We start from the raw sequence: 15157 nt of genomic DNA on the forward strand, positions 1-15157 counted from the left end.
TTTTCCGCTTCAGCTAAGGCGATTTTATCCTGGAGGGCTTGAATTTCTGATAGTCGCCGTAGCTGATCTTGCAACGAGGCTTGCTCATTTCCTGCAGACTCAGTGGCTAAAATCTCTGGAATCTCGTCAGCAGTGGGTGGATTTTCCAGCCATACCGGTGATTGAAACGTTTGGATTAAATCCTCAAGGTCCGTAATGGCAAGTGCTGTAAACACATCCTTGATATTTCCGTTCTCTACAGAAACGTTGGCATTGTAGGCCAGGGTATCCAAGGCAACGGCGCCATTAAACCGGTAGATACTATCGATGTCTTCGGTGATGCAGTGGCTTGGCAGTGAGCCAGTCATGACCAGACGCTGTGAGCACGCATTCACAATTAGCTCGCCCTGTTCTATAAAGATCTGTCGATCGCGATAGGCGAGCTGTCCGGTTAACTGTTGAGCGTTGAGATATCCCAACCTGGGTTGATCAATAAAGACATCCCCCACGAAGGTTTGACGGTTGAGATCCACAACCCATTCCCCTTGGGAGGAGAGAGTACCCCTGAGACCTCCCCCCAACCGGGCAACGGCGGGTAAGCCCAAGGCTTGAAGAGGCAGATCTTGAAGCGTTGCCCGTAGCACATCGCCATCCGTACGCCCGACGGCCTGGGCTCCTTGCCAACGCACATCAAAGTCTAAATTACGCGGGGTTTGAAAATTAATCGCAATGCCGTCAGCAACGCCGCCAACGGTCACAGGACCATTTTGCCCTTCTAGGTCCACCGCCAGCCCTGTCTGGGGCTGATAGTTTACGGAACCCAGTAGCAGTGGATCAAAAGCAACCTGATTGATAGCAAACTCTGCCAGCCGCAGGGTCCCATTTAGCTGCGGTGAACTGGGTGTACCTACCACCCGACCCTCAAACGAGGCAAATCCGTCTAGGGCCACAGGACTGGGCAATAGGGCCAACGGATAGCGGTCGGCATCAAGGTCCAGAACAAACCCACGAATTCCCTGGAATTGATTTCCCTCCAGCTGGGGCGAGATCACACCTTGAGCAGTGAGCTGAGCGCTACGGGCTTCTTCAATTAATAGCTCTTGCCCCGTCCAGGTAAACTGGCTGCGAAGAGGGGCATCTAACCCTGCTAGCTGGGGTGCTAGCCCCGCCAGACCTGCTGAAAATGTGAGATCGCCGTTGCCTTGCAGACTATCTAAGGCCAGGGCGTCCAAGCGTCCTGCTAGACTCACAGTGCCGCTGGTATTGCCGCGCAGCTGGGGAGAAAACTGGCCCAAACCTAACGCGTTGAGGGTGGCATCGGTGCGCCAGCCACCGTCTCGCAGTTCAACATCCCCCTGCACAGAACCGTCCGCTAGCTGCAGACTATAGTTTCCAAGGGCTAGTAAATTTTCTAAAGAAGCGCCCTGGAGGGGGCCAGCTAGGGCCACATCGGCATTGAGATTGCCGGGTAAGGTCTGAGCTATGCCTAATGTTTGCAGATCAACGTTATTGGCAACGATGTTGGCCTGCCAGCTATCGTTGCCGACCTTGCCATTTCCAGTCAAGGTGCCTGCACCTACCTGCACTAACGCTTGGGGAATGGTCAGACCGCCATTGGCAAAGATCGCTGTGGCCGTTGTTGGATAAATTTGCCCCCCATAGGCCAGGCTGGGGGCTTGCCCATTGATCCGGGTTTCTAGGGCATCGGGGGGGCCAATGATGGTGGCCGTGGCTGATACTATCCCCAGGGTGACCGGCAGCTGCTCCACGTCGTAGAGGGATGCGATCGCATCCCCCGACACATCCGTCGCTGTCAATTGAAAGTTCAGGTCTGGCGGCCCACCCTGGGCTAACTGAGCCAGGCTGAGTACGCCACTACCGGTGACCTGGCCGCCCAGCTCTGGTGTCGCTTTAACCTGGGTAACGGTTACCGTATCTAGGAGATTTTCGATGCGATCGCTCTGCATCACCACATTCGCATTGAGGTCGTTGAGGACCACCCGGTCCACTGTCACCGGGCCAATTGCAGCCACATCGGCCGACAGCTTGGGCTGCAACATGGGGCCAGTGATCGCCACCGTATTATCAAAAACACCACTGAGCACAATGGGGGAGTCCACCTCAGCCCGCTCCAGCAGCTGCTCTAGATCCACATCGGCCACTTGGGCCACCAGATCATAGTCCCCAGTCCAGTCAACGGTGCCCGTAGCGGTTGCCGCCAGGTCAGCGTAGCTGCCCGTAGCGCTATCGACTGTGATGGTGGTGCCCTTAAACCGGGCAGTGACGTCAATATCATCAATGGTGTTGCCCCAGAGGCCCGTACTGGGCAGTGAGGCTAGCTGCAGCTGACCGTTATCAACGCTGCCTGCACCTTCCACTGTGACCGGCTGCTCCGGCAAAAATGAAATAGTCCACTGGCCGCTGACCCGACCAGCCGTCGCTGCTATGGGCAAATTTTTCTGGCCCAGGGTAGGCAATAGAAAGGCCATGACCGGCTCGGCAGCAACGCCTTCTCCCCCGATGCCCAGTCTGATTTCCTGCTGAATGGGCCGAGCACTATTGCCGGATGCCGTTGGCAACACTGCCACTGTGATCTCTAAATCGCCGCCCTCGGGAGGGGTGGTGGTGGCATCAAACTCTATGCGCTGGCTATCCTGACCGTTGACCTGCACTGGCTCAATTACCACCGAGCCATTTAAATCGGTCATGAGTAACGGGGCTGGAGGGTCTCCATCTGCCGGTAGCGGCACTAGGGTAATCTGGCTGGCAGCAATGTCAATCGCATCCAGCCGCACCTTGACCAGCGGCTCCTCGGGAGGCGGCTCAAACGTCGGCACATCAACGCCGATCCAGCCCTCTTCTGGGTGTTGCTCTAGATACCCCTGGGCCCCAATCAGCCGTAAATCAATGTCTAACTCCCGCTCAAACAATACCTGGAGCGGACTAAAGCCAACTTCTACGGCATCCGCTGTGGCGTAGGTAGGATCGGTCTCTGTGGCATTTAACTTAGACGGCCCCACCCGCAACCCGTTCCAAGATATACCCTCTAGTTCACCTAGCTCTAGCTCCCGCTCCAAAAGGATAGACAGTCGCCGTTCTAAGAGGGGGGTCAGACCTCTATTAATAAATATCCAGGCACCTGCAATAGCCGCTGTCCCCACAATGAGGGTGCCTGCCCCGAGGGAAATGGCTGCAATTTTCCAAAATCGCCGACTTTCAGGGGGCCGATCTGCATTGGGCGAAGTCATGGGGGCATGGGACTAAGTTCGCGACTACTCTAACAAACATCCATCAAAGATTTTTTGTGGATTTGGGTACCACACCCACGCCATCGCTTCTAGTTTCAAATGTGCTACCCCAATCGATAGCCAAACCCACGAACGGTTTTTAGATACTTGGGTTTACTGGGATCCTCTTCTAGCTTTTCGCGCAGCCAGCGAATGTGCACGTCCACCGTTTTGTTATCGCCCATAAAGTCGTATCCCCAAACGCGATCAATAATCTGATCGCGGGACCAGACGCGGCGAGGCCGTCCCATAAATAGCTCTAAAATTTTAAATTCTTTGGGAGACAGGTTGAGTTCAACATCGTTCAAAAATGCGCGGCACTCGTTGGGGTGTAGCGTAATCCCCTCAAAGCGCAGGGCAGAGGTATCGTCAGATTTAGCTTTAGACTGGTAGCGCCGCAGCAGTGCTCGACAGCGAGCAATCAGCTCACGCATACCAAAAGGTTTGGATAAGTAATCATCAGCCCCCACCTCTAGACCGACCACCCGATCCATTTCTGTTCCCTTAGCACTGAGGATCAAGATGGGCACATCCATGCCCCGGTGGCGCACCAGCCGACACAAATCCAGACCATTCATTCCCGGCAGCATCAGATCTAAAATCACTAGGCTAATATCGGGAATCGCATCTTTACTGCCATCGGCGGCCCCCAATAGCTTTTCCAATGCCGTAGGTCCATCGGCTGCGACGATGATTTCAAACCCTTCTTCGGCTAGGGCCAAGGCGACTGTTTCTCTGATTAGCTCTTCATCCTCGACAACTAAGACTCGTCCCAAACCTATACGCAGCGAAGACTGGGCTGGAGCGAATCCACTAGAAACCATGGCCATGTTAATAATGTTGCCTTCATTATCTCATGGTTGGATTCTATCAGGGATATCGCTATTGGGAGGCGTCTTAAAACTCAATATTTTCAGTAAATCTAACTATAACCCTTGGCCCTTAACAGTAAACCCTTGAAGGCCAATGGTTGATAATCGCCTCTGGTAGTACCATCCACGTTGAGATGGGGCTGTAGGTCGCATTTTTTGAATTTTTATTTGCTTAATTTTTTTACTGCGATCGCGAGACCACTACGACCACTGATTCGTGGCCCGTCCGTATAGCTCGGTTAGCCTGGTGAACTGTCGCCGCACGGTGGGTGTGAGCATCGCGGCATCAAACCGCCACTCCCAGTTGCCTTCCCCTAGACCGGGGGTGTTCATCCGGGCTTCGGTGCCGAGGCCAAACAGGTCCTGTAGGGGGACAATTGCCAAATTTGCTGTGGAGGATAGGGCTAGACGCATCATGGCCCAGTGTACCGATTCGGGAGCCAGACCGCCGACAAAGGTGGCCAGACGCTCTTTTTCGTACTCATTGGCGTTGTTATACCAGCCTACGGTGGTGTCGTTGTCGTGGGTACCGGTATAGATGACAAAGTTGCGATCGCAGTTAAACGGTAAATACGGATTGCGGTGGTCTGAGCCAAAGGCAAACTGCAGAATCTTCATCCCTGGAAAATTAAACTGATCCCGCAGCGCCTCTACCTCGGGGGTAATAATCCCCAGATCCTCGGCTAAAAAGGGCAGTTTACCCAGCACTTCTTCCACCCGTTTAAATAGAGGTACTCCCGGAGCCTGGACCCATTCCCCGTTCATCGCGGTCTCTTCGCCCTCGGGTACCGCCCAATAGGACTCAAACCCACGAAAGTGATCGATGCGAATCTGGTCTACATAGGCCAGGGAGGTTTTAATCCGTTTGAGCCACCAGTCAAACTGGGTTTCTTCCAACACGTCCCAGTTATAGGTGGGGTTGCCCCACAGCTGCCCCGTTTCACTAAAATAATCCGGTGGTACCCCCGCCATCTGAGACGGCTGCAGCGTCTCTGGATCGATCATAAAGTTTTTAGGAAAGCCCCACACATCGGCACTGTCGTGGGCCACATAGATGGGCATATCCCCAATAATCTGAATCTGTCGCTCGTTGGCATAGGCCTTGAGGGCAAACCACTGGCGGCAAAACTCAAACTGTAAAAACTTCTGTAAAAAGATAGTGTCGGCCAGCTTAGTCCGCCAGGCTGCCATCGCCTCTGGTTCGCGTCTGGCAATGGCCGGGTCCCACGCACTCCAGCTGGCCCCACCATGGGCTTCTTTGAGTGCCATAAACAAACTGTAGTCTTCTAGCCAGAAGGCCTGAGCCTGACAAAACTCCTGAAACGCTTGGGAGTCCTCAGGCTGAAATTTCTGGGCCGCCCGCTTTAAAAGCTCAACTTTGTAGGGAATAACCCGATCGTACTCCACTCGTTCCGCAGAAAACTCAGGTACCTCTGCCAAATCCGACGGGTCTAGAAGGCCCTGTTCCACCAAGTCATCTAAGTTAATCAGCAGGGGATTGCCCGCCATGGCTGAATAACACATATACGGAGAGTTACCGTGCCCGGTGGGTCCCAGGGGCAAAATCTGCCACAGCTGCTGTTTAGTCTCTGCCAAAAAATCCACAAAACCATAGGCTGACTGACCCAAATCGCCCACGCCGTAGCGACTGGGTAGCGACGTGGGGTGCAGCAAAATACCGCTGGCTCTGGTGGTGGACATGGCAGTGGGTTAAGTGGGTAATTTGATGATTTGAGGCCAACTGACTTTAGCATGGTTACTCGGTGCAATGCCGCCCTGTCAAAAACCCCCGTTAGTTCTCCTATGACCTATCGCAATCCTGCTCCCACTGTCGACATCATTATTGAGCTGATTGACCGTCCCCATCGTCCGATTATCTTGATTGAGCGATTGAATCCGCCCTTGGGCTGGGCCATACCTGGTGGCTTTGTTGACTATGGTGAATCGGTGGAGACAGCAGCAGTCCGTGAGGCCAAAGAAGAAATTGGACTGAGCGTGCAGCTCCTAGAACAATTTCATGTCTATTCAGATCCCGGTCGGGATGAGCGCAAACACACCATCAGCATTGTGTTTTTGGCGACGGCAACGGGGGAGCCGCTGGCCGGGGACGACGCTAAAAACTTTCAAGTATTTGACCTATGGGCGCTGCCCAAGAAACTCTGCTTTGACCACGACAAGATTTTGCAGGACTATGGGCGCTACCGCCACTATGGTCAGCGCCCCGGCCAAAATGTTGGCATTTCATGACAAAGGCCGCCGTGTTAAGTTCTGAGTACATAGATGGTGTTAAGAATACAGGCAGAAGACGACATACTCTGATGCCAAAAAAGGCGGTTCTAGTGCCCAAAAAGGCAGTCCTGATACCAGATTAACGTTTTCTCATGTCTCAGCCCATCATGGGACGATAAACGCGAATTCAGGCTGCCCGTCTATCTCCCGTCTACCTATAAATAACCGTAATCTTACTTAGAAACCTGTGCGTGAGGTAGTCTGTTAGCCGTTAAACTCTGGTGGAGTTAAAGTCTAAATCTGACTGGATTGGTCAACGTACTGCTGTGTCATTTTTATGGGTAGACAATGCGCTCAAGGACCGACATTTTAGCTGTCTTCTCCACATTTATCAGGTTTTCAGGCGATCGTTTTGACGGGTGGATATCTGATCCTAGACTAGCCAGAAGTATGCAGCAAGCATTGTTGCAAAATCCGAGTATAGAGCGCTCAGAGCATGTTTGGGCACTGCACTGGTATCGGCTGCGACATCAGCATCCCCTAGCGACCGATCATTTGTGGGCCTATTTGCAGGATCCGAGTTATTGGGCTGCAGACAAAGTGACTCGTCGGTTTGCGATGGTGCAGTGCTCCCTCGCGGATGGATTTCAAATTGCGATCGCAAATGTGGAACGCATTCTCAATGGCTATGACCCTGACTATGGTAGTAACCTTAAAGCCTATGCCCGTACTGCTTTTGGTAATTGCATTCGGGACCAGCTACGACAGCAGCATGAGGTCAATATCAGTAGCGATTGGGGGTTGCTGCGCCGCCTGAGTCAAACTCAGCTTACCCAGGCTTTACTCACCGCTGGGTTTGTACAGACGTCTGCCCCTATTTTGGTGTGGAAATGTTTTCGAGCTGAGTGCAGCCCTGAGCCGGGACGGTTGGCTCGAGGATTACCGGCCCCCAACGAAACGCAGCTAAATGCCATGGTTAACCGCTTCAACCGTGAGCGTTACCAGCTGCTGGCTGAGAATGAGGCCGACTTGGCCACGACCGCTTTTGCCATTCCCGATTTCGCCACCACAGACATTGATACGAAACAGATGCTGGCGGAACTTACGCAGCTAGCCGCCATCGCCCGCAGCTATCTGACTCCAACCATTACGTCTCTCAATCAGCCCCAGTATGATGACTCAGGTGAAGAGCCATTAAATACCCTGCCTGCCGCTGAAATCCCAATGAATCAGATATTGGCGGACGAAGCCTACCATGAGCAACAGCAGCAGATGCAGCAAATTGGGGCGGTGTTAGAAACTGCGATCACAGCCCTAGATATCCCTGAGCAACAATTGCTACAGCTTTATTATCAGCAAAACCTCACCCAGACAGAAATTGCTCAGCAGCTAGACATCCAACAGTATCAAGTATCTCGAAAGCTGAGTCGGCTTCGACAGCAGCTGTTGCTCCGGGTTATCAACTGGAGTCAAAAAACGTTGCATACTCCCCCAGAATCTGACGTACTAGCTAATGTTAGTCAGGTTATCCATGAGTGGTTACAGTACCACTATTCACCATAGCCGCCAGGACTATCGCTAGAACCATCGGAGGGATTCGGAATGAGCATCTTATTTGACAATCCTGTACAGCCTATTCTGAAAATGCCAGCCGACCTGGCACAGTGGGATCGCAATGCCGTCATAGCAGACGCCTCCACTCGCTGGCAGGTCTATCTCCATCAATTAGGATTGACCGCCCTCATGTCCTGGTTCCAAGAAGAATTTGATCGGCCCGTTTGTCCATGGCCCCATGCAGCCCCATGGGACATCTGGCATGCCGTCAATGGAATCAGTTTACAGTTGGGACATAACCGCATTGTCGTCATCCTATCTGAGGCCATTGACGCTGCAGAAATCAATGTTCCTCAGGAATGGGTAGATCTGCCCCACTGGTCTGCTGACTACTATATTGCCGCCTACGTTGATGTGGATGAAGATAGACTGGTGCTGTGGGGCTATACTACCCACGGTCAGCTCAAGAGCCAGGGCACTTATGACGCCGATGAGCGCACCTATTGTCTGAATGATACCGATATGGTGCAAGATTTTTCCGTCTTTTGGGTGGCTCAGCAAATGGCCCAGCCTACTGCTATCCCAGCCGAGCCATTAACGACCCTATCCACGACTGAAGCGGAAACCCTGATCCAGCGCATTGCCACAGTCTCTGAACCAAGATTGGCACTCCCATTTACCCAGTGGGCAGCGCTCTTTACCAATGGGTATTGGCGACAGCAGCTCTATCGCCAGCGGCACGGCCTTGTTCCTGTGAGCATACAAGACTGGCTCGACCACATCTTTGAGCAAGGCTGGCAAACCATGGATACATTACTCCCTCAGACCCCAGCTGCCATGAGGTTTCGCTCAGCCGTCACCAGCACCGCTGTCCTTACCTGCGGTAAGAAAATTCTTTTGAACACGTCTCCAGACGATCTGTTGCTGATGTTTAGCGTAGACATTGAAGCTAACAAACGTCGTAATATTCGAATTCAGCTTTACCCGTCTAGCGAATCCCTACTACCCAGCGATGTAGTTCTGGCATTGGAGCTATCAGAAACCGGAGAACTTCTAAAAACTGTGAAGGCAGGCTCGCGGGATAATTTTATTCAAATTCCACCGTTTCGGTGTTCGGCAGGGCAGCGACTAAGGGTCCATATTCAGCTAGATAACAGCACCTGCCAAGAGGACTTTATCAGCTAACCATTTTATCCAGAGTGTATCTGGTCCTGGGGTTTTCATAGGGAACCGGCAAAGAGAGAAACGTCCTGACACGTACTATCTTTGTAGTATGGCCACTGGTCCTGTAAAACTACAGAAGAGGTGTTAAGGATAGGGCTATTCCATTGCCAGGAATGGAAAGATATAATCTCCGCTAATTTAGAGAGCTGGCCTCAGCTATTTAGAGCCGCTGCCCCAACAGAGAATCGGCGTCTGTACTCACCTGGCGGTAGCCCCACCAGCCGAACAAAGACTTTTCGAAAGGCTCCCTGGTCTTCATAACCAACGTTCCAAGCAATTTCACCAAATGACGTTTGGGAAAACTCCAGCATTTCTCTCGCTTTACCCACCCGTAAAGCCTGTAAATATTCAATCGGTTTCATGCCCGTCGCTTTTTTGAACCGACGTAGAAAGGTGCGCTCTCCCAGGACGGCCACAGCCGTCATATCTGCGATCGCAACAGCATCGCTGTAATGGATCTGCAGCCAATGCTGTACTCGCAGTATAGCCTCATCCCCATGGTAAAACTGCGGCGCAAACTTACTATAGAACCGTTGTTCGCGCCCATTAGGGTCGATCAAAAAGAACTGGGCTACTTCTAACATTACAGAAGGTCCTAAGAACCGATCAATGAGTCTTAATCCCAGATCAATCCACGCGGTCACCCCCCCTGCTGTCATAATGTCGCCATCCTCACAGGACCCTAAGCCATGCACCAAAATCCTCAAACCTCAGAGCTGCTCGCTGCTGTTAGTGAAGCCAGCGCCCGATGGAAAATGGCGTTTAACGCAGGAGATGCCCAGGAGTGCGCTGCCCAATATGAAGCAACAGCTACCATGCAGGCGATTCCGTTTGGTTTATATGCGGGACATGACAAAATTCAGAGCTTTTGGCAACAGCTGATTGATAATGGGTTTTCTGATGTGGAATATATCGATCCAAAAATTGACGTTCTCACTAAAACCACCGCTGTTTTAACCTCTAAGTGGAAAATGAACAAAGCCCATGGAGTGATTCATAAGGAGCTGTGGGTATTGCAAGCAGATGGAACTGCAAAGTTGCGAGAAGATATCTTCGAAGCACAAGACTAAAAAGTACTTCCATAGAGACATCAAAAGAAACATCAAATCACAGCCCATTCTCAGACTTCGGTTCTAAGCTATACAGACTTCCTGTATGAGCAACTTGTCATGGCAAAACCACCCCGTCAGTGCTTGAGTCTGCTGTCATTGCTGCTTGTGGGCTGTCAGGAGAGGGTTGCCGAATACGACGGGCCAGCGGCTGAGGCTGAAATCACCCAGGCAGCCTGTGAGGCTCATGCGGGGTTTGCTTATGTGGAGGGTGGTGACTTTATTGCCGGTAGCGATCGCACCGAGCGTGACTACGCCTATCGCATTAGTGCAGAAGGATTTGCCGATGATCCGGCCGATGTAGCTGCCGCCGAAGCGGGCTACCGTAAGCGAGGTTGGTTTGATCGCGAACCGAGCCAACAAACCGTGGACCTGTCAGCTTTTTGCATGGGCAAGAACTTAGTCACCAATGCAGACTATCGGGCATTTATACAGGCAACAGGCCATCGACCACCGGGAATTTCAGCCGCAGAGTATCAGGAGCAGGGCTTTTTAGTCCATGACTACAGTGAGGTAGAGCCCTATCTATGGCAAGGTGATCAGTATCCGGCAGGGCAGGGGCAGCATCCTGTAGTACTTGTATCTTTTGAGGATGTATTGGCCTATGCAGAATGGCGGGCGGGTCAAGACGGGGTGAGCTACCGGCTGCCAACCGCATTGGAATGGGAAAAGGCCGCGCGGGGAACAGACGGGCGATATTTTCCTTGGGGCAGTGAGTGGCGCGATGACGGCACAAACTGGGCAAAAAACGGCCCGGTGGGCACCAGTGAAATTGGCGCTTATCCCCTGAGTCAAAGTCCCTACGGTGTTGAAGATATGGCAGGCAACGTTTTTGAGTACACCAACACTCTGGTGGAAAAATCGAGCATTGAGGCTGAAGTTTTACTCAAGGGCTGCGGCTGGGATGACTATCCTGGCTTTTGTCGTGCCGCCTATGAACATGATCGCCCTGTGGATTCTCGACACATTCTATTTGGGTTCCGGCTGGTGATGGAGGGTAGTTAGTCTTAGTTTTTAGGTTTAGTAACGCATCAGGGCTAGCGGGATTCCGAATAACAGAATCCGAATTCCATCTACGTATTGACTTAGAATATCTGTAACATTAGCTACAAAAACTACGCGTTTATTTGCGAAATGAAACAAAAGACCTAGGAAATTCGCTGAAACTCTTCACCGATAAGCTTTCTGCTGTCAGCTGCTGGGTGATAAATAGTCGGGAATATTATACCAAGCCGAAATTTTCCTGGTATGGGCAAGGTGTTCCATTGTGGAATCTGGGATTCTTCGATAAGGTGAACAGTGCTGGCGCTAGCAAATTGCACTGACACTGTTTACTTAACCATCGTTCACTTAGCCATAGGAGACTGTTAATTTAACTCTTTTTAACGCGAGCAAATTAACCTGTCTAATAATTTAGTAATGCATAGTTCACAACCAAAGATTAAGCTTGAAAATCTTGTTAAGATTTACGGGCAAAATCCCCAAAAAGCACTGAAGTTATTTCAAGACGGCGGTAATCGAGATAACATCCTCCAGGCCACGGGTAATGTTTTGGGCGTAGCTAATGTATCTCTTTCTATTGAAGAAGGAGAGCTATTTGTCATTATGGGACTGTCTGGCTCGGGCAAGTCGACGTTGGTACGGTGCCTTAACCGTTTAATTGAGCCCACTAGCGGTCAAATCCTGATTGATGGCGAAGATATCTCTAAAGTCGATCAAGAACGGCTGCGAGATGTGAGACGCACCAAAATATCGATGGTATTTCAGCGGTTTGGCCTGTTTCCCCACAAAACAGTTTTAGAAAATGTTGAATACGGTCTAAAAATGCGCGGTGTCCCCGTTGATCAGCGCCGGGAAAAGGCCAGTAAGACCCTTGAAATTGTTGGGCTACAGCAGTGGGCTGACTATGCGCCCAGTTCTTTGAGTGGCGGTATGCAGCAGCGGGTGGGATTGGCTCGAGCCCTGGCCACAGATGCCCCCATATTGCTGATGGATGAGGCCTTTAGTGCATTGGACCCGCTAATCCGCAGAGAAATGCAGGATGAGCTGATTCGGCTACAGTCGGAGCTAAATCGCACGGTCGTATTTATCAGCCACGACATTCAAGAGGCGCTGAAAATTGGCGACCGGGTTGCCATTATGAAAGATGGCTATCTGGTACAGGTGGGTACCCCCGAAGAGATTATTACTAACCCAGTGGATGATTATATTGCGGCGTTTACGCAGGATGTGAATCGGGCTCAGGTACTGAAAACCGGTTCTATTGTGCGGCAAACAATGCCATTTATTCTGGGTAAGGGCTCAGTGAGGGCGGCTTTAGAACAGATGCAGGGATATGAACTTACCCGGATGCATGTAGTTGATCGCCACGGTCAGCCGATCGGAGTACTGACGGAAGCGGCTTTGCAGCAGGCGGTCATGAACAAGGTGGAAACGATTGAAGCCGTCATGAACAGCGATTTCCCAATCGTAGAAGCAACCACCAGTTTAGAAGAAATTTTTCACCTGGCCCAGTCTGGTGCCCCCATAGCGGTGATCGATCGCCAGGGTAAATTTAAGGGCGTGGTGGAAAACTCCGATATTCTAGCCAGCATTGGTCGTCTCAGTCATGACCACACAACACCCATACCTAAGCCGTTACCCACTGCTGTTTAGTCAGTAATATCCATCATGGTCTCAGATATATTTAACTGGTTGTTTTTGAACCAGTCTACGGAAATCATTCCTTTAGGGGACTGGATTTCTGCAATCGTCGCTTGGGTTGTGAGTAACTTTCGCTGGGCGTTTCAGCTCATTCGAGTGCCCATCAGTCAGATTCTGAACGGGATTGAAGCCCTTTTTCTATGGCTGCCTCCCATCGTTTTTATAGCGATAGTAGGACTGATAGCCTGGCAGTTTGCCAGTCGCAAAATCGCCATTCTTAGTCTGATTGCCATGGCTGCCATTGGTTTTATTGGCGCTTGGACAGAAACCATGACGACACTCTCGCTGGTGGTGGTCGCCGTGCTTTTATGCGCTGTGGTGGGCCTGCCCTTGGGAATCATCGCGGCTCAAAGCAGTCGAGCTGAGTCGATTATTCGTCCTGTTCTAGATGCGATGCAAACCCTACCTGCTTTTGTCTATCTAGTGCCTGTGGTCATGCTGTTTGGTACCGGTAAAGTCCCAGGGGTGATTGTCACCTTTATCTTTGCGGTACCGCCGCTGATTCGCTTAACCAACATTGGTATTCGTCAGGTATCTGAAGAAACCGTCGAAGCGTCCATTGCCTTTGGCTCTACACCGCGACAAATGCTGTGGGAAGTACAGATTCCCCTGGCGATGCCCACCATTTTAGCTGGTGTGAACCAGTCTATTATGCTGGCGCTATCCATGGTGGTGATTGCTTCACTCATCGCCGTTGAAGGATTAGGGCAAATGGTCAACCGGGGTATTGGCCGATTAGACGTGGGCTTAGCGGCAGTAGGTGGCATTGGCATTGTCTTGATGGCCATTGTGCTAGATCGCATCACCCAGGCGGCAGGCCAACCGTCTGAAGATAACCTGGTTTGGTACGAGCGCGGTCCCATTGGCGCGGTCCGCAGCCTTAAGGGCAAGCGCCGCCGACCATCGGCTTTACCCTCCTAATGCCCCTTAGCAGGGAATTGTTGGCTGCTTCGGCCCCATTGTTTTTTACTGTTTAAGATTTGAAAAATATGACGCTTCAATCTGGATTGTCTTTAGTTAAAAGTGCTAAGCCTTTTGTAGGAGCACTTGCGATCGCACTGAGTCTCACCGCCTGTACGTCTGGACAACAAACCGCTGATAAGCCTACCGATGGCGCGGGGCTTCCTGGCGAAGGTGTGAGCGTAACGCCTAGCTACGGCCTCCTGGAAGAACTCTTTCAGACCGAGGTAGTTAACATTGGTCTAGAACGCCTAGGGTACAGCATCAATAAGCCCAAAGAGCTAGAATACGCCACCATGCATGTGGATATCGCGAATGGCGGTATCGACTATACCCCGGCCCACTGGCAGCTAAACCAAAAAGAATTTTTCGAGAACAGCGGCGGTGATGAAAAACTAGAGCGTGCCGGTATCGTTGTGGCCGACGTGCTCCAGGGCTACAAAATTGATAAGGCCACAGCAGACGAATATAACATCACCTCCTTAGATCAGCTCCAAGATCCAGAAATTGCGGCTCTGTTTGATAGTGATGGTGATGGCAAAGCTAACCTGATCGGCTGTAACACTGGCTGGGGCTGCGAACTAACCATTGAGCACCAGCTGGAAGAGTATGGCCTAAAAGATACCGTACAGCACGATCAGGGACAATATTTTGCCCTGATCGCCGATGCCCTGGCCCGCAGTGAGCAAGGTGAACCCATTCTCTTTTACACATGGACACCCCTGTGGATTCACGGCGTCTTAAAAGAAGGAGAAGATGTCACCTGGATCGAAGTTCCCTATACCTCTTTGCCTGAGGCTCAAGGAGAGGTCACCGAAGCGGATACATCTGTAGACGGCAAAAACCTTGGATTTGGCGTTGACCAGCAGCTGATTGTCGCGAATCAAGAATTTATCGATAACAACCCAGCCGCCGCTAAATTCTTTAGCCTGGTTCAGGTGCCCATCGATGACATTAGTGCTCAGAACCAACTCGTCAATGACGGAGAAGACAGTCCCGAAGCAATTCGTGGCCATGCTGAGGCTTGGGTCGCAGACAACCAGTCCGAGTTTGACGGTTGGGTCGAGACAGCATTATCGGCTCAGTAGCTGCCCATGACTGTCTGTAAGACGGCAACCGTTCGATTGCGCTCTTAACCAACAACAGAAAATTGACGCTCAAGACAGTGAAGGTAGTTGCTACCCTCGCTGTCTTTTTGCTATGGCTTTAGGTAGCTTGACCCAGCCGCTAAGTATCGTGA

12 protein-coding genes are annotated in these 15157 nt (G+C 51.5%); 8 read left to right on the forward strand and 4 right to left on the reverse strand.

Going from position 1 to position 15157, the window contains the following annotated elements; translation table 11 throughout:
• The 3 genes from IQ260_RS15615 to malQ all read right to left on the reverse strand — a co-directional run.
• The coding region (locus tag IQ260_RS15615; RefSeq protein WP_193994032.1) for a translocation/assembly module TamB domain-containing protein at window positions 1-3227 on the reverse strand (3227 nt) is incomplete at its 3' end.
• 104 nt (window positions 3228-3331) lie between these two features.
• The gene (locus IQ260_RS15620) at window positions 3332-4090 is read right to left on the reverse strand and encodes a response regulator transcription factor (protein ID WP_322744974.1); all 759 of its coding nucleotides are present in this window, start codon (window positions 4088-4090) and stop codon (window positions 3332-3334) included.
• Window positions 4091-4339: 249 nt separating this feature from the next.
• Window positions 4340-5839 carry a 4-alpha-glucanotransferase gene (gene malQ / locus IQ260_RS15625; protein WP_193994033.1) on the reverse strand — a complete coding sequence of 500 codons (1500 nt, stop codon included), beginning with the start codon at window positions 5837-5839 and terminating at the stop codon, window positions 4340-4342.
• A gap of 51 nt (window positions 5840-5890) precedes the next feature.
• Here malQ and IQ260_RS15630 point away from each other — a divergent pair, with 51 nt between their 5' ends.
• From IQ260_RS15630 to IQ260_RS15640, 3 genes are all read left to right on the forward strand, one after another.
• Window positions 5891-6385, forward strand: a complete 495-nt coding sequence (locus tag IQ260_RS15630) for an NUDIX hydrolase (RefSeq protein ID WP_322744975.1) — start codon at window positions 5891-5893, stop codon at window positions 6383-6385.
• Window positions 6386-6817: 432 nt separating this feature from the next.
• Window positions 6818-7930, forward strand: coding sequence for a sigma-70 family RNA polymerase sigma factor (locus IQ260_RS15635; RefSeq protein WP_193994035.1), 1113 nt, complete (start codon window positions 6818-6820; stop codon window positions 7928-7930).
• A 39-nt stretch (window positions 7931-7969) separates the two neighbouring features.
• A complete protein-coding gene (locus IQ260_RS15640) occupies window positions 7970-9106 on the forward strand; it encodes a DUF1822 family protein (RefSeq protein ID WP_193994036.1) in 1137 nt (378 codons plus the stop codon).
• A gap of 191 nt (window positions 9107-9297) precedes the next feature.
• Here the strand turns inward: IQ260_RS15640 and IQ260_RS15645 are convergent, their stop codons facing one another.
• On the reverse strand, window positions 9298-9729 hold the full coding sequence (locus tag IQ260_RS15645) for a helix-turn-helix domain-containing protein (RefSeq protein ID WP_228016160.1): 432 nt from the start codon (window positions 9727-9729) through the stop codon (window positions 9298-9300).
• Window positions 9730-9834: 105 nt separating this feature from the next.
• Here IQ260_RS15645 and IQ260_RS15650 point away from each other — a divergent pair, with 105 nt between their 5' ends.
• The 5 genes from IQ260_RS15650 to proX all read left to right on the forward strand — a co-directional run bounded on the left by IQ260_RS15650 (window position 9835) and on the right by proX (window position 15005).
• Window positions 9835-10215, forward strand: a complete 381-nt coding sequence (locus IQ260_RS15650; protein ID WP_193994037.1) for a Cif family virulence factor — start codon at window positions 9835-9837, stop codon at window positions 10213-10215.
• Between the two features lie 99 nt (window positions 10216-10314).
• The gene (locus IQ260_RS15655; protein ID WP_193994038.1) at window positions 10315-11259 is read left to right on the forward strand and encodes a formylglycine-generating enzyme family protein; all 945 of its coding nucleotides are present in this window, start codon (window positions 10315-10317) and stop codon (window positions 11257-11259) included.
• 414 nt (window positions 11260-11673) lie between these two features.
• On the forward strand, window positions 11674-12909 hold the full coding sequence (locus IQ260_RS15660) for a quaternary amine ABC transporter ATP-binding protein (protein ID WP_193994039.1): 1236 nt from the start codon (window positions 11674-11676) through the stop codon (window positions 12907-12909).
• Window positions 12910-12924: 15 nt separating this feature from the next.
• Entirely contained in the window at window positions 12925-13878 is a 954-nt protein-coding gene (locus IQ260_RS15665) for an ABC transporter permease (RefSeq protein ID WP_193994040.1), read from the forward strand.
• Window positions 13879-13946: 68 nt separating this feature from the next.
• Entirely contained in the window at window positions 13947-15005 is a 1059-nt protein-coding gene (proX, locus tag IQ260_RS15670; protein ID WP_193994041.1) for a glycine betaine/L-proline ABC transporter substrate-binding protein ProX, read from the forward strand.
• The last annotated feature ends 152 nt before the right edge of the window (window positions 15006-15157 follow it).

Origin of the sequence: Leptolyngbya cf. ectocarpi LEGE 11479, from assembly GCF_015207065.1 — a bacterium.
In the GTDB taxonomy this organism is placed as follows: Bacteria; Cyanobacteriota; Cyanobacteriia; order Phormidesmidales; family Phormidesmidaceae; genus Leptothoe; species Leptothoe ectocarpi.

What these genes read in the sequence shown, in the direction of transcription:
- IQ260_RS15620 (WP_322744974.1), bottom strand. Translation starts at nt 4,090, where the DNA reads ATGGTTTCTAGTGGATTCGCTCCAGCCCAGTCTTCGCTGCGTATAGGT.
- malQ (WP_193994033.1), bottom strand. Translation starts at nt 5,839, where the DNA reads ATGTCCACCACCAGAGCCAGCGGTATTTTGCTGCACCCCACGTCGCTA.
- IQ260_RS15630 (WP_322744975.1), top strand. Translation starts at nt 5,891, where the DNA reads ATGGTTACTCGGTGCAATGCCGCCCTGTCAAAAACCCCCGTTAGTTCT.
- IQ260_RS15635 (WP_193994035.1), top strand. Translation starts at nt 6,818, where the DNA reads ATGCAGCAAGCATTGTTGCAAAATCCGAGTATAGAGCGCTCAGAGCAT.
- IQ260_RS15640 (WP_193994036.1), top strand. Translation starts at nt 7,970, where the DNA reads ATGAGCATCTTATTTGACAATCCTGTACAGCCTATTCTGAAAATGCCA.
- IQ260_RS15645 (WP_228016160.1), bottom strand. Translation starts at nt 9,729, where the DNA reads ATGTTAGAAGTAGCCCAGTTCTTTTTGATCGACCCTAATGGGCGCGAA.
- IQ260_RS15650 (WP_193994037.1), top strand. Translation starts at nt 9,835, where the DNA reads ATGCACCAAAATCCTCAAACCTCAGAGCTGCTCGCTGCTGTTAGTGAA.
- IQ260_RS15655 (WP_193994038.1), top strand. Translation starts at nt 10,315, where the DNA reads ATGGCAAAACCACCCCGTCAGTGCTTGAGTCTGCTGTCATTGCTGCTT.
- IQ260_RS15660 (WP_193994039.1), top strand. Translation starts at nt 11,674, where the DNA reads ATGCATAGTTCACAACCAAAGATTAAGCTTGAAAATCTTGTTAAGATT.
- IQ260_RS15665 (WP_193994040.1), top strand. Translation starts at nt 12,925, where the DNA reads ATGGTCTCAGATATATTTAACTGGTTGTTTTTGAACCAGTCTACGGAA.
- proX (WP_193994041.1), top strand. Translation starts at nt 13,947, where the DNA reads ATGACGCTTCAATCTGGATTGTCTTTAGTTAAAAGTGCTAAGCCTTTT.